Genomic DNA, 13,791 nt, shown 5'->3' on the forward strand with positions numbered 1-13,791 from the left:
CACATTGGGGCGCGGGGAACCGGGGGCTCAGTACTCGGAGGTCACCGGCCAGGTGTCGTCGTGCAGGAGGCGCTTGAGGATCTTGCCCGTCGCGTTGCGGGGGAGGTCCGGCACGAAGTAGACGTCCCGCGGCACCGCGAACCGCGCCAGCCGCTGGTGGATGTACGCCCGGATGTCCTCCGCGTGCAGCGAAGCGCCGCGCCTCGGCACGACGTACGCGGCCAGGCGCTGGCCCCACTCCGCGTCCGCCACCCCGACCACCGCCGCGTCGTGGACGCCGGGCAGGGCGACCAGGGCCTCCTCGACCGGGCGGGGGAAGACGTTCTCGCCGCCGGACACGATCATCTCGTCGGCGCGGCCGGTGACGAACAGGCGGCCGGCCGCGTCGAGGTAGCCGACGTCGCCGGTGGCCATCAGGTCCGCCGCGCGGGCCGGGTCGGTGCCGTTGGTGTAGCCGTCGAAGAGCATGTCGTTGCCGACGAAGATCTGGCCTTCGCCGCCGGGCGGGACCGGCTTGCGGTCCTCGTCGAGGATGGCCAGCCGGGTGCCGAGCAGGCAGCGGCCCGCCGTCGTCGGGGCCGCGCGCAGGTCGGCAGGGTCGGCGATGCTCGCCCAGGACACCTCGGTGGAACCGTAGAAGTTGTAGAGGACGTCGCCGAAGGTGTCCATGAACGCGGTCACGAATGCGCCCGACATCGCCGAGCCGCTGCTCGCCACGATCCGCAGGGACGACAGGTCGTAGCGCGCGCGGACCCGTTCGGGCAGGTCCATGATCCGCTGCAGCATGATCGGCACGACGAACAGCGCGTCGCACTTCTGCTCGGCGATCGTCCGCAACGTCTCTTCGGCGTCGAACTTCCGGGTCAGCGCCAGCGACGCCCGCAGCGCCATGCCGATCTGCATCGCGGCGAGGCCCCAGCTGTGGAACAGCGGCGCCGCGACGAGGATCCGGTCGGCGGCGCGCAGCGGGATGCGGTCGAGGATCGCCGCGGCCGACCCCAGGCCTTTCGGCGTCGGACGGCGGGCGCCCTTCGGCGTCCCGGTGGTGCCGGAGGTGAGCACGACCAGCCGGCCCGGCCGCTCGACCGGCTTCGGCGGGTCGGCGGGCGCGGCGTGGATCAGCTCGTCGACGGTCGGGTAGCCGGCGTCGGCGTCCGGCCAGGTGCTGATCCGGGCGAAGTCGCCGGGGACGTTCGCGATGGTCAGCGCGAACTCGTCGTCGGCCAGCACGGCGGACGGCTTGTGCTCGGCGAGCACGTCCTTGACCGACGCCGTGGAGAGGCCGGTGTTCAGCAGGACGACGTCGGCGCCGAGCTTGGAGGCCGCGACGAACGACTCGACCATCGCGGAGTGGTTGCGGCACATCAGCGCGATCCGGTCGCGTTCGGCGACGCCGAGCTCGCTCAGCGCGTTGGCGAGCCGGTTGCTGCGCTCCTGGACCTGGCGGAAGGTGCGGAGGTTGCGCTCGTCGTGCAGGGCGGGCTGGTCGGGGACGCGGCCCGCGGCGGCCTGGTAGCCGCCCGCGACGGTGGCGCCCCACTGCGCGAGGGACTGCAGCTGGCGGGCCAGCTTGTCCGGTCGGGCCGGGCTGAGCACGCCGGCGCGCAGCAGCACGCTCGTGGTGCGCAGCTTGGTCGCCTTGTTGCCGTCGCGGTCGGGGTCGGGGTCGGGCTGCCCGGCCAGGTGCAGGTCGAGCCGCCGCGCCAGCGCACGGACGTCCTTCTTGATCGACGAGACCAGGTCGAGGTAGGCCGGCGGCAGCATCATCCGCACGAACAGCTCGGTCTTGCCGCCCGCCAGCGGTCTCAGCTCCAGGGAGACCCACGTGCCCTCGTCCGGGACGCCGCACCACACCACGTGCTCGCCCGGCCGGTACACGACGGCCTGCACCTGTGCCTCCAGCATCGGCCCGCGCTCGGGGACGATCCGGATCACGCCCTTCGGCCCGCGGCCGCGCGAGGCCGGTTCCTGGACCTCGCACCAGCTGATCTCCGGCACGAACCGCGCGTACCACTCCGGCGATCCGACGATCTGCCACACCACGTCCGGCGTGTGCCCGACCACCGCACTCGCCTCGACCACATCGTCACGCATCGTCTGCCCTCACCGCAGTGTCACCGAACACACGTTCAGGTCACGGAGGCGTCACAGTAACAGCAAACGGGTGATCACGGATACTCCGAACGGCCAGATACCGGTGAGTAACGGACACTCGTAGTAGGTCATCCTAATGTCCATAGTGGACCGATTAACGGCGTTCACCGAGCATAGCGGGCAAACGGTGTTCAAGGGCCGGTCGATGGGCTCGGCAATGGTGTGAGCAGGCCCGATACGGGCCGTGTTCGGAACCGTCCGGGCTTATCGGGCATAACGGGCAACCAGCTCGGCGCCCAGCCGGGCCAGCTCGGCCCGCACCGACGCCGGGCCCTCGACGTCGACGAGCGCGCCCCAGCCCGCCAGCTCCTGCGCGATCATGATCGGCGCGGGCGCCGCGACCCGCACCCGCACGCGGTCGTCCGGCAGCTCGGCCACCAGTTCGCAGTGCCGCCCGAACCGATCGCGCATGACGTCGAGGTGGCGCTTGGCCAGCACGACGTCCGCGGTGAGCGGGGACCGGCGCTTCTCGACCTCCTCGACGACCTCCTCCCACACCTTCGCCAGCTCCAGGTCCGTCGGGCGCTCGGCCGGCTCCTCCGTGACGACGGCGGCGGCGATCCGGTCGACGCGGAACGTCCGGCGTCCCTGCTCCGTGCCCGCGACCAGGTACCAGACGTCGTCCTTGTCGACCAGGCCCCACGGGTCGACCAGGCGGTCGCGCCCGGTGTAGGTCAGCCGGACCCGGCGGCGGGCGATGACCGCGTCCCGCAGCAGCTCGACCGTCGGTGGCCGGTCCTTCGGACGCCCGCCCCAGCCCACCTGGTCGACGACGACCGCGTCCGCCGCCGCCTCGGCGTCCGCCCGGAACGTGCCCGGCAGCGCGCCCATGAGCTTCCGCAGCGCCGACTTGACCTCCGGCGCGGCGGCCGCGGCCGGGCCGGCCAGGAGGAACAGGGCCTGCGCTTCGCGGGCGCTCAAGCCGGACAGGTCGGTGCGCGCGCCGCCGACGAGCTGCCAGCCGCCACCGCGGCCGGGCTGCGGGTAGACGGGCACGCCGGCGGAAGAGAGGGCTTCGAGGTCGCGGCGGGCGGTGGCGACCGAGACCTCCAGCTCCTCGGCCAGCTCGCCCGCGGTGACGCGGCCGCGGGCCTGCATCAGCAGGAGCGTGGCCACGAGGCGGTCGGCGCGCATGGGGGAAGTGTCGCAAACAAAGTGCTCACTCGGTGCGCACTTTTACTCCGCATGATGGCGCCACACCGCTTGAGAGGAGCAGCCATGCTGCGAGGAATGGCCACCGTTTCGTACTTCGCCGACGACCACGAGGCCGCGAAGGAGTGGTACGCCGAGTTCCTCGGCCTCGAGCCGTACTTCCAGCGGCCCGGGTACGCCGAGTTCCGCATCGGCGACCACCAGCACGAGCTCGGGCTGATCGACCGGAAGTACGTCCCGGCGAGCCGCGGCGGGGCGAGCGGCGAGATCGTCTACTGGCACGTCGACGACCTCGAGGCGACCGTCGCCCGCCTCCACGAGCTGGGCGCGAAGGAGCACGAGCCGATCACCGAGCGCGGTCCGGGCTTCGTCACGGCGTCGGTCGTCGACCCGTTCGGCAACGTCCTCGGCGTGATGACCAACGCGCACTACCTGGCGATGCTGGCGCGCTGAGGGGTGTGCGGCGGCACCACCGGATCTTGCCGGCTTGTAGCCGCCGCACACATGGTCCGCGACGCGGGTCACGCTTACCGTTCCCGTCCATGACCAGCGATCTGGACGGGCGCACCGCCCTCGTGACCGGCGGGGCCGGGGGCATCGGCCTCGCCTGCGTCCGCGCGCTCGCCGCGGCCGGGGCCAAGGTGCACGTCGTCGACGTCGACGCCGAACGCGCCGAAGCCGCCGCCACCGAGGTCGGCGGCTGGGCGCACGCCGCCGACCTGACCGACCCCGCGGCCGTCGGCGCGCTGCCCGCCGAGGTCGACATCCTCGTCAACAACGCCGGCATCCAGCACGTCGCGCCGATCGAGGACTTCCCGCCGGACGTCTTCGCCCGCATCCAGGCGCTGATGCTCACCGCGCCCTTCCTGCTCACCCGGCACGCGCTCCCGTCGATGTACGCCAAGGGCTGGGGCCGGATCGTCAACATGTCCAGCGTCCACGGCCTGCGCGCTTCCCCGTACAAGGCCGCGTACGTCGCCGCCAAGCACGGGCTCGAAGGGCTCTCCAAGGTCGCCGCCCTCGAAGGGGCCGCGCACGGGGTCACCAGCAACTGCGTGAACCCCGGGTACGTCCGCACGCCGCTGGTCGACGGCCAGATCGACGCCCAGGCCGCCGAGCACGACATCCCGCGCGAGGACGTCGTCGCCGAGGTCCTGCTCAAGCGCGCCGCGATCAAGAAGCTCATCGAACCCGACGACGTCGCTTCCCTGGTGGTGTGGCTGTGCTCCCCGCGCGCCGGCCACATCACCGGGGCGTCCATCCCGCTCGACGGCGGCTGGACCGCCGCCTGAAATCCCGCCCGACCACAAGGAAGTGGAGCCCGCAGTGAGCCAACCCCACCGGTCGGCGATCGCCAAGATCGTCGGCGCGAGCCTGATCGGCACCACCATCGAGTGGTACGACTTCTTCCTCTACACCTCGGCCGCCGCGCTGGTGTTCAACAAGCTGTTCTTCCCGACGGCGGACCCGCTCACCGGCACGCTGCTGGCGTTCCTGACCTACGCGGTCGGGTTCCTCGCCCGGCCGGTCGGCGGCCTGGTGTTCGGGCACTTCGGTGACCGGCTCGGGCGGAAGAAGCTGCTCATCGTGAGCCTGTCGCTGATGGGCGGGTCGACCGCGCTCATGGGCGTGCTGCCGACGTACGCCTCCGCCGGGGTCGCGGCTCCCTTGCTGCTGACGCTGCTCCGCCTCGTCCAGGGCTTCGCGCTCGGCGGCGAATGGGGTGGCGCGGTCCTGATCGTCTCCGAGCACGGCGACGACCGCCGCCGCGGGTTCTGGGCGAGCTGGCCGCAGTGCGGCGCGCCGGGCGGCAACCTGCTGGCCACCGCCGTGCTGGCGATCCTGTCCGCGACGCAGTCCGACGCGACGTTCCTGTCGTGGGGCTGGCGGATCCCGTTCCTGCTCTCGGCGGTGCTGCTGCTGATCGGGCTGTGGATCCGGTTGGCCGTCTCCGAGTCGCCGGTGTTCCTCGCCGCGCAGGAGCAGGCCGAAAGCCGCGGGGAGAAGCACGTTCCCGTCGTCGACGTCTTCCGCCGCAACTGGCGCGAAGTGTTGATCACCATCGGCGCCCGGATGGCCGAGAACGTGTCGTACTACGTGCTCACCGCGTTCATCCTCGTGTACGTCACGACCGGGCTGCACCTGCCGAAGGGCATGGGCCTGACCGCGGTCCTGATCGGCTCGGCCGTGCACTTCGTGACCATCCCGGTCTGGGGCGCGCTGTCCGACCGCGTCGGCCGCCGCCCGGTCTACCTGTTCGGTGCGATCGGGATGGCCGTGTGGGCTTTCGCGTTCTTCGCGCTGCTGGACACGAAGTCGTCGGCGGTGATCGTGCTGGCCGCCACCGTCGGGCTGGTGCTGCACGGCGCCATGTACGGCCCGCAGGCGGCGTTCTTCGCCGAGCAGTTCCCGACCCGCGTCCGCTACACCGGGCTGTCGGTCGGCGGCCAGCTGTCCTCGATCGCCGCCGGGGCCGTCGCGCCGCTGATCGCCGTGGCGCTGTTCTCGGCCTGGGGCAGCACCGTGCCGGTGTCGCTGTACGTCGCCGGGATGTGCCTGCTCACCGTGATCGCGCTGCTGGCGGCCCGCGAGACCCGCGGCCAGTCGCTGCACGACGGCAGTGTCGAGGCGGAACAGGCGACCGTTTCGCCCTAGCATGACCGCCGTGACCGCACCTTCCGACGCGTTGCGCCGGCTGCTCGACCTGCTCGCCTCCGGGGCGAGCAGCGAGCAGCTGGCGCACGTCGTCGTGGCCGCCCGCGCCGAAGGCACCCTCGGCGCGGGCGACCTGGCCGCGCTGGCCAGCGCGGGCGAGCTGGCGCTGCGGATCCGCGAAACCCTCGCCGAACACCGGCGGCGCGAAGCCCAGCTCACGGCGTTGTTCGAGACCGCCAGCGAGCTCGCCGCCCTGTCCGATCCGGACACCGTGCTGCGCTCGATCGTCCGCCGCGCGCGGGCCCTGCTCGGCGTCGACGTCTCCTACCTGTCGCTGAACCGCGAGTCGGAGAACAAGACCTACGTCCGGGTCAGCGACGGGTCGGTGTCGGCGGAGTTCCAGCAGATCGTGCTCGGCATGGGGGAGGGCCTCGGCGGGCTGGTCGCGCAGACCGCGCGGCCGTACGCGACTTCGGACTACTTCACCGACGAGCGGTTCAAGCACACCCGCCACATCGACTCCGGCGTCAAGGACGAAGGCCTGACCGCGATCCTCGGCGTCCCGCTCGCGATCGGCCCCAAGGTGCTGGGCGTGCTCTTCGCCTCCGACCGCGCCACGCGGGAGTTCACCGCGGACGAAGTGGCCCTGCTGTCGTCGCTGGCCGACCACGCGGCCATCGCGCTGGACAGCGCGAACCTCCTCGACCAGACGCGCCGCGCGGTCGCCGAGCTCAACGAGGCCAACGCGACGATCCGCGCGCAGAACGAGGCGATGGAACGCGCCGAGGACGCCCACGACCGGCTCACCGACCTGGTGCTGCGCGGCGGGGACCTGCCGGACGTCGCCGACGCCGTCGCCGGCGTGCTGCACGGCGACCTCACGGTGTACGACGCCGACGGCACGCTCCTGGCCAGTTCGGCCGATCCCGTCGCGCTCGACCCGGCCGCGCTCGCCGCGGCCCGCACCGCCGGGCGCGCGGTGTCCACTGAGGACTGCTGGGTGTGCGCGGTGCAGGCCGGCCCCGAGCTGCTCGGCAGCCTCGTGCTGACCGGCCGCGCCGGGCTCACCGGGCCCGACCGGCGGCTGTTCGAACGCGCCGGCGTCGTGACGGCGTTGCTGCTGATGCTCCGGCGATCGGTGGTGCGCGCCGAAGACGAGGTCCGCGGCGAGCTGCTCACCGACCTCCTGACCGCGCCGGACCGCAACCCCCGCGCGCTGCTGGCCCGCGGCCGCCGGCTGGGCATCGACCTGTCGGCGCCGCACGCGGTGCTCGTCGCGCACGCCGACGGCGGCTCGCGGCGGCGGGTGGCGAGCGCGGCCGCCCGGCACGCGACCCTGGTCGGCGTGCACGCGGAGGAGGTCGTGCTGCTCGGCGAGGGTGACCCGGACGAGCTGGCCCGGCGCGTGGCCGCCGACCTCGGCGCGGCGACCGGCCGCCCGGTCACGGTGGGCGCGGCCGGCCCGGCGAGCGGCCCGTCGGCCATCGCGGACGCCCACGCCGAAGCCGCGCGCTGCGTCCGCGCCCTGCTCGCGCTCGGCCGGACCGGCGAAGGCGCGGCGATGGCCGGGCTCGGCTTCCTCGGCCAGCTCCTCGGCGACCGCGCGGACCTCGACGCGTTCGTCCGCCGGACGCTCGGCCCGGTCCTCGACTACGACGGGCGCCGCGGCACCGAGCTGGTCGCGACGCTGCGGGCGTACTTCGCGAACGGGTCCCAGCTCGCGCGCACGAAGGACGTCCTGCACGTCCACGTGAACACCGTGGTGCAGCGGCTGGAGCGGGTCGCGTCGCTGCTCGGGGAGGACTGGCAGGCGCCGGACCGCGCCCTGGAGATCCAGCTGGCGTTGCGCCTGCACCGCCTCCGCGACGCCTAGGACACCGCGACGATCAGCTTGCCGCGCCGGGGCCCGCGTTCGGCGGCGGCGTGCGCGGCGGCGGCATCTTCGAAGACTTCCTCGACGGGGACGCGGAACCGGCCCGCTTCGAACCACCGCGCCGCCGCGGCGAGACCGTGCCGCCCGTGCGGCTCGCCGCCCAGCGCACCGACCGACACGCGGACGCCGTGCGCTGGCCCGCCGAAGTCGGCGAGCGTGACGACCGACGACGGCGAGCCGGTGAGTGCGACCAGCTCCGGCACCGAACCCTTCCCGGCGACGTCGAGCGCGGCGTCGACCCGGCCCGGCACGCGGTCGCGCAGGCCCGGCCCGTACGGCACCGGGGTGGCGCCGAGGCTTTCGACGAATTCCTGGTTGCCGGGCGCGGCGGTACCGAGCACCCGCGCGCCGCGCGCGAGGGCCAGCCCGACGGCGAGGCTGCCGACCCCACCGGACGCGCCGTCCACCAGCAGGGTCGAGCCGGGGCGGACGTCGAGCAGGTCGAGGGCGCGGGTGGCCGTCTCGATCCCCGACGCGGCCCCGGCGGCCTGCGCCCACGGCATCGACGGCGGTTTCGCCGCCCAGAAGTCCAGCACGGCGAACTCCGCGGTGGCCCCGCCGAGCCGGGCGACGTCGACCGCGCCGAAGACCTCGTCGCCGGCCGAGACACCGTCGGCGGCCGACTCGTCGACCACGCCCGCCGCGTCGACGCCGGGGACGTGCGGCAGGACGATCGGCGACCGCGACTTCCCGGCGCGGATCGCCAGGTCGACCGGGGACACCCCGGCCGCCCGCACCCGGATCCGCACCTGCCCCGGACCGGGGTGCGGCTCCGGGAGTTCTCCCCTGGACAGGACTTCCGGCGGACCGAACCGCTCGAACCGAATCGCGAACACGGGCCTACGGTAGGAGTGATCACGGGCGAGGAACGGGAAGTGAGAGCCGTGCGGGAGCACCAGACTCGGAAACGCCGGATCGACGCCGAGCACAACCGCCGCCACCTCGTCGCCGTGGCGCACACGGCGTTCGCCGAGCGCGGTCCGGACGTACCGGTGCGGGAGATCGCGCGGCGCGCGGGGCTGGCGCCGGCGACGCTCCACCGGCACTTCCCGTCGCGCGACGACCTCCTCGCGGCCGTGCTCGCCGGTCAGGCCGGCCGGTGCGAGCGGGAGCTGGCGGCCGCGCTCGCCGACCCGGACAGCCGCCGCGCGCTGACCCGGACGTTCCACCGCTTCGGCGAGTGGCGGGTCCGGGAGCCCGGGCTCACCGAGGCCATGGGCGGGCCGGAGTTCGACGGCCGGCGCCGCGCGCACGCCGAAGCGTTCGCGCGGCTGGTCGACCGGGCCCGCGCCGACGGCGTCCTCCGGCCCCGGGTGTCGCTCGAGGACGTCCGGGTCGCGCTGCAGGCGATCCCGTCGGCGGGCCCGGCGGCGCGCCGGCTGACCGCGGTGCTGCTGACCGGCTTGCTAGCACTGCCCGTCGGCGAGCACCCAGTAACCCGGTGACGTCTCCTTCAGCGCGTGCGTCGTGAAGGTGTTCCACAGCCCCATGGCCTGGTTCGAGCCGTTCGCGTAGGTCTGGCCGCCGCTCTGGTGCGCGCGCCCGGCTTGGGTGTGGGCGTAGTTGCTGGCGTTCACGCACGTCCCCGACGGCGTGGTGCTCGTGGTGGTGGTGGTGGTGGTCGGCGGCGCGGCCGTCGTCGTCGAGCCGGATCCCTTGTCCAGGCCCCAGAACACGCCGGTGTAGTAGCTGGAGCAGATCCCGGCGAGGAAGTACGCGCCGGTGCTGCCGCACTGCGTCGTGCCGGTGCCCGGGTCGACGGCGGTGCCGTGGCCCATGCCCGCGATGGAGTACAGCTGGACCTTGTCGGCGTAGTTCGTCAGCGTCGTGCCGCCGGGCAGGGACTGGGTGCTCGACGGCGTCTGGGAAACGCCGTGCACGGCCGTCCACTGGTCCCGCAGCTCGGTGCCGTTGACCGGGTAGACCGTGTAGTCGCCGGTGCCCTGCCAGATCGCGACGCGCGGCCACGGCCCGCCGTAGCCGGGGTACTGCGCCTTGGCCTTCGCCGCCCACTGCGCCGGGGTCAGGTGCTGGTCGTTCTGCTGGCAGTTCGTCGCTTCGGTGACGCTCGTGGCGCACTGGGCGGGCAAACCGGCGTTGATACCGCCGCCGGCGAAGACGTCCGGGTACGCGGCGAGCAGGTCCGCGGTCATCCCGCCGCCCGCCGACAGCCCGGTCACGAAGACGCGGGAGGTGTCCGAGCCGTGGTCGGCGACCGCCTTGTCCACCATGGACTTCACCGACGCCGCCTCGCCGTTGCCGCGGGTGTCGTCGGCGGTGGAGAACCAGTTGAAGCACTTCAGCGAGTTGTTCGCGGTCGACTGCTGCGGGAACACCACCTCGAACCGCCACCGGTCGGCCAGCGCGGGCCAGCCCGAGTGGGCGTAGTAGTCCGCGGCGCTCTGCGTGCAGCCGTGCAGCGCGACGACGACCGGACGGCCGGTTTCGAGCCCGGCGGGGGTGTAGGTGTACATCGCGAGTGCGCCGGGGTTGGCGCCGAAATTCGTCACCTGGACCAGGGACGCGGCCGGGGGATCGGCGGCCGAGGCCAGGCCGGTGGTGGTGAGGGCGGCGGCGGCGATCGCGGCCAGCCCGGCGAAGGCGAGCTTGCGCATGGTGAAGTCCTTCTCGTCGTTGAGAGGGTTTCCAGCGACGCTAAGCCGGTCCGGGGGTCCGGACCATGTGGCCGTCCACCACATCGGCAAGCGGATTCATGGTGACCGGCGGGGTGGCTCTCCGGCGGGGCACGCGCTTGAGTTCTGTCCCATCGACGAGACCGGAGGTGGACCGTGCGGGGTTGGCTGACCTTGGTGGTGGCGGGTGCGCTCGTGGCGGCGCTGCCCGCGTCGGCGTCGGCTTCGGCCGGGCGCTGCGAAGTGGCCGTGCCGGGCGCGCAGATGTCCGTCTCCGCGTGCCTCGACGACCTGACGACGACCGGCACGCTCGCGTCCGGGCACACCGTCGAGGCCGACTGGGCCGGGCTGACGTCGGCCGGGCTGCCGGTGCCGGGCCGCGTCCCCGGCGTCCAGGTCGACGGGTACTTCCCGGACTCCTCGACGTCGAACGCGAACCACGGCTGGAACCACGACGCCCAGTTCGTGCTGCGGATGCCCGACCACTGGAACGGCGGCCTGGTCGTGGCCGGCGCACCCGGCGTGCGCCGCCAGTATGCGAACGACCGCGCGATCGGCGACCAGGCACTGGCCGAGGGTTACGCCTTCGCCGCGACCGACAAGGGCAACACCGGCGCGGCCTTCTACACCGACGGCGTCCGGCCGGGCGACGCGCTCGCGGAGTGGAACACGCGCGTCACGCAGCTGACGGTCGCCGCGAAGGGCGCGCTGACCCGCCACTACGGGCGCCCGCCCGCGCGGACCCTCGCGGCCGGCCTGTCCAACGGCGGGTACCTGGTGCGGTGGCAGCTGGAGAACCGGCCGTGGCTCTACGACGGGGGCGTCGACTGGGAGGGAACGCTGTGGCGTGCCGATGGACCGAACTTGTTCACGTTCCTGCCGCCGGCTCTGCGGGCGTACCCGGCGTACGCGGCGGGTTCCGCGGCGGCCCACCAGTCCATTTTGGACGCCGGGTTCGCGCCGGGGTCGGAGTTCCTGTGGGACTACCACTACCGCGTCTACTGGGACCTGACCCAGCGGATCTACCGCGAGGAGGTCGACCCGTCGTTCGACGGCGCGCTCGCCGCCGGAACCCCGTTCTGCGCCTCGGGAACGCCGTCGTGTGACGCGGACTACGCGTACGCGTCCCGGCCCGCGTCCGTGGCGCGGGCGGTGGAGCGGATCTCGCTGACGGGCCGGATCGGCAAGCCGCTGCTGACGCTGCACGGCACGCTGGACACGCTGCTGCCGATCACCCGCGACTCCGACGTCTACGACGCGATGATCCGCGACGCGGGCCGCGGCGCGCTGCACCGCTACTACCGCGTCGAGGGCGGCAACCACGTCGACGGGCTGGTCGACCAGTACCCGGACCGCCTGCGCCCGCTGGGCCCGTGCTTCCGGACGGCGTTCGACGCGCTGGCGGGCTGGCTGCGCGGGGTGCGGCCCCCGGCGTCGGCGACGATCGCCCGCCCCGCCGGAGCGACCCCGGCGGAGCTGGCGACCTCCTGCGACCTGAGCTGACCCCAAGCGCCCCAAGGTGGCCTTCGGTGCGTCTGACGCACCGAAGGCCACCTTGGGTGCGTCAGACGCAACCAAGGCCACCTTGGGGCGCTCTGGTCAGTCGCCGTTGATCAGGTGGTTGGCGAGCACCGGGCTGAACGTTCCCGCCGGGATGCCCGTGCCGTAGCCGCAGCTGCCGTCGGAGTCGCCCGGGACCTTGATCCACAGCTGCATCTCCGGGCCGCCGCCGAGCTGGGACGTCGCGCCCAGCTTGCGCTTCGGCGGGTTGCACCACTCGGAGTCGGTGCCGTGGCCGTTGCCGTTGCGGCTGGAGTCGACCACGAACGGGGCCGCGTAGCCGAGGGCCGCGCCGACCGCCTTGCCGTACGTGGTCGACTCGGCCGTCGTGTAGAAGTTCGACACGTTGAGCACGAAGCCGTGGATGGACTGGACGCCCACCTGCTTCAGCCGCGAGGCCATCGTGGCCGCCGGGATCCAGGTCGCGTTGCCGCCGTCCATGTAGGCCCAGGTGTTGGGCGCCTTCTGGGCGAACTGCGTCGCGGCGAACTTCAGCAGGTCGACGCGGTCCGTGCGGGCGGTGCCGGACAGGCAGTCGAGCTGGGCGAGCGCGTCCGGCTCGAGCACGACGATCGCCGGCTTGCCGCCGATGCCGTCGGCGAACGCCGAGATCCAGTCGCGGTAGGCCTGCGGGCTGCCCGCGCCGCCGGTCGACTCGCCGCCGCAGTCGCGGCCGGGGATGTTGTAGGCGACCAGGACCGGCAGCTTGTCGGCGACGTCGGCGGCGTAGGTGTACTTGTCGACCGCGGTGCGGATGTCGCCGCTCCAGTTGCCGAACCAGCGGGCGCCCGGCTTGGTCGCGATCGACGTCTTGATCGGGCCCGCGAGGCTGTCGGCCGGGTGGTCGCGGACCCACACCGCGGGGTTGGAGTCCGGGTCGACGTAGAAGCCGTTGGTCTTTTCGAGGGGGTTGCCGTCCGCGGCGAGGGCCGGGGACGCGGGGGCGAGGCCGGTGAGCGCGAGCGCGGCGGCCACGAGCCAGGTCGAAATGCGCATTCCGCGAGCTTGCCGCGCGGGTGTACACGAGCTGTACAAAACAAAAGTGAACCGGCTGCCCCGCGCGTCCGTACTACTGGGTGAGGGGCTGTTTCCGGCTACCCCGAAACTGGTTCTGACCTGCGAATACACTGCCGAATGGGTGACCGGCGTTCGGCCGCTTGCGGCAGTGTCGCCCCTCGTTCATGATGGGGTTCCGGGGTCCGCGAAATCCGTTCACGTCGAATAGCCAGGTGCCGGCCATGCTTCGGAAGAACCGTCCGTCCGGAAGTGAACGCCATGCCTCTACCCGTCGCCGGGGCCGCCTGATGGCCGCGGACATGCCCAGCCTCGCGATCGTGGCCGGCCTGCTGCTCCCGGCGCTGGCCGCCGCGGCCTGGGCGATCACCCTCGAACGACGCCCGCGCCGGGTCCCCGGCCGGCCGGACGACGAGCCGGACTGGACCGTGGCCGGCATCCAGGCCCGCCTGCGCTTCGAGCAGTCGGCGCGCCGGCGGGCGGAGGCGGGCACGATCGCGCTGCCGACCCTGCCGATCCCGCGGCAGACCGGCCGCGACTCGTCGCTGGACGGGCTGCCGTGGCGGGTGCCCCGGACCCTGCCGCCCCCGCCCCCGGCGGGCCGCGTGCTTGCGCCGCAGCTGGCGTTCGCGGCCCCGGACGGCGAGCTCATGCGCCGCATCCTGGACGGCCTCCGCAAGCTGGACTGAC

The 13,791-nt window shown here is 73.2% G+C and carries 12 protein-coding genes; 7 read left to right on the top strand and 5 right to left on the bottom strand.

Going from position 1 to position 13,791, the window contains the following annotated elements; all coding sequences use genetic code 11:
- Positions 1–27: 27 nt before the first annotated feature.
- Together EIY87_RS32370 and EIY87_RS32375 are read right to left on the bottom strand one after the other, a co-directional pair.
- The gene (locus EIY87_RS32370) at positions 28–2,094 is read right to left on the bottom strand and encodes an AMP-binding protein (RefSeq protein ID WP_125313715.1); all 2,067 of its coding nucleotides are present in this window, start codon (positions 2,092–2,094) and stop codon (positions 28–30) included.
- A 264-nt stretch (positions 2,095–2,358) separates the two neighbouring features.
- The gene (locus EIY87_RS32375; RefSeq protein WP_125313716.1) at positions 2,359–3,288 is read right to left on the bottom strand and encodes a helix-turn-helix transcriptional regulator; all 930 of its coding nucleotides are present in this window, start codon (positions 3,286–3,288) and stop codon (positions 2,359–2,361) included.
- An 84-nt stretch (positions 3,289–3,372) separates the two neighbouring features.
- Between EIY87_RS32375 and EIY87_RS32380 the strand changes: the two genes are divergently transcribed.
- The 4 genes from EIY87_RS32380 to EIY87_RS32395 all read left to right on the top strand — a co-directional run bounded on the left by EIY87_RS32380 (position 3,373) and on the right by EIY87_RS32395 (position 7,834).
- Positions 3,373–3,759 (top strand): VOC family protein, encoded by a 387-nt coding sequence (locus tag EIY87_RS32380; protein ID WP_125313717.1) that lies wholly within the window; start codon positions 3,373–3,375, stop codon positions 3,757–3,759.
- 89 nt (positions 3,760–3,848) lie between these two features.
- On the top strand, positions 3,849–4,598 hold the full coding sequence (locus EIY87_RS32385) for a 3-hydroxybutyrate dehydrogenase (RefSeq protein WP_125313718.1): 750 nt from the start codon (positions 3,849–3,851) through the stop codon (positions 4,596–4,598).
- 34 nt (positions 4,599–4,632) lie between these two features.
- Positions 4,633–5,961, top strand: a complete 1,329-nt coding sequence (locus tag EIY87_RS32390; protein WP_125313719.1) for an MFS transporter — start codon at positions 4,633–4,635, stop codon at positions 5,959–5,961.
- 1 nt (position 5,962) lies between these two features.
- Positions 5,963–7,834, top strand: a complete 1,872-nt coding sequence (locus tag EIY87_RS32395; RefSeq protein ID WP_125313720.1) for a helix-turn-helix domain-containing protein — start codon at positions 5,963–5,965, stop codon at positions 7,832–7,834.
- Here the strand turns inward: EIY87_RS32395 and EIY87_RS32400 are convergent.
- The gene (locus EIY87_RS32400; protein WP_125313721.1) at positions 7,831–8,730 is read right to left on the bottom strand and encodes an NADP-dependent oxidoreductase; all 900 of its coding nucleotides are present in this window, start codon (positions 8,728–8,730) and stop codon (positions 7,831–7,833) included. The two genes, EIY87_RS32395 and EIY87_RS32400, sit on opposite strands and share 4 nt — an antisense overlap.
- 39 nt (positions 8,731–8,769) lie before the next feature.
- Between EIY87_RS32400 and EIY87_RS32405 the strand changes: the two genes are divergently transcribed.
- Positions 8,770–9,339 carry a TetR/AcrR family transcriptional regulator gene (locus EIY87_RS32405; protein ID WP_158641395.1) on the top strand — a complete coding sequence of 190 codons (570 nt, stop codon included), beginning with the start codon at positions 8,770–8,772 and terminating at the stop codon, positions 9,337–9,339.
- On the opposite strand, the gene EIY87_RS32410 is transcribed toward EIY87_RS32405, so the two are convergent.
- Positions 9,301–10,509 (bottom strand): extracellular catalytic domain type 1 short-chain-length polyhydroxyalkanoate depolymerase, encoded by a 1,209-nt coding sequence (locus tag EIY87_RS32410; protein WP_125313723.1) that lies wholly within the window; start codon positions 10,507–10,509, stop codon positions 9,301–9,303. The genes EIY87_RS32405 and EIY87_RS32410 overlap by 39 nt on opposite strands.
- Positions 10,510–10,701: 192 nt before the next feature.
- Between EIY87_RS32410 and EIY87_RS32415 the strand changes: the two genes are divergently transcribed.
- A complete protein-coding gene (locus EIY87_RS32415; RefSeq protein ID WP_191984387.1) occupies positions 10,702–12,030 on the top strand; it encodes a 3-hydroxybutyrate oligomer hydrolase family protein in 1,329 nt (442 codons plus the stop codon).
- Positions 12,031–12,126: 96 nt separating this feature from the next.
- Here the strand turns inward: EIY87_RS32415 and EIY87_RS32420 are convergent, their stop codons facing one another.
- Positions 12,127–13,083 carry a glycoside hydrolase family 6 protein gene (locus EIY87_RS32420; protein ID WP_125313724.1) on the bottom strand — a complete coding sequence of 319 codons (957 nt, stop codon included), beginning with the start codon at positions 13,081–13,083 and terminating at the stop codon, positions 12,127–12,129.
- 320 nt (positions 13,084–13,403) lie between these two features.
- Here EIY87_RS32420 and EIY87_RS32425 point away from each other — a divergent pair, with 320 nt between their 5' ends.
- The gene (locus EIY87_RS32425; RefSeq protein ID WP_225440165.1) at positions 13,404–13,790 is read left to right on the top strand and encodes a hypothetical protein; all 387 of its coding nucleotides are present in this window, start codon (positions 13,404–13,406) and stop codon (positions 13,788–13,790) included.
- Position 13,791 lies beyond the last annotated feature (1 nt).

It is taken from the genome of Amycolatopsis eburnea (assembly GCF_003937945.1).
In the GTDB taxonomy this organism is placed as follows: domain Bacteria; phylum Actinomycetota; class Actinomycetes; order Mycobacteriales; family Pseudonocardiaceae; genus Amycolatopsis; species Amycolatopsis eburnea.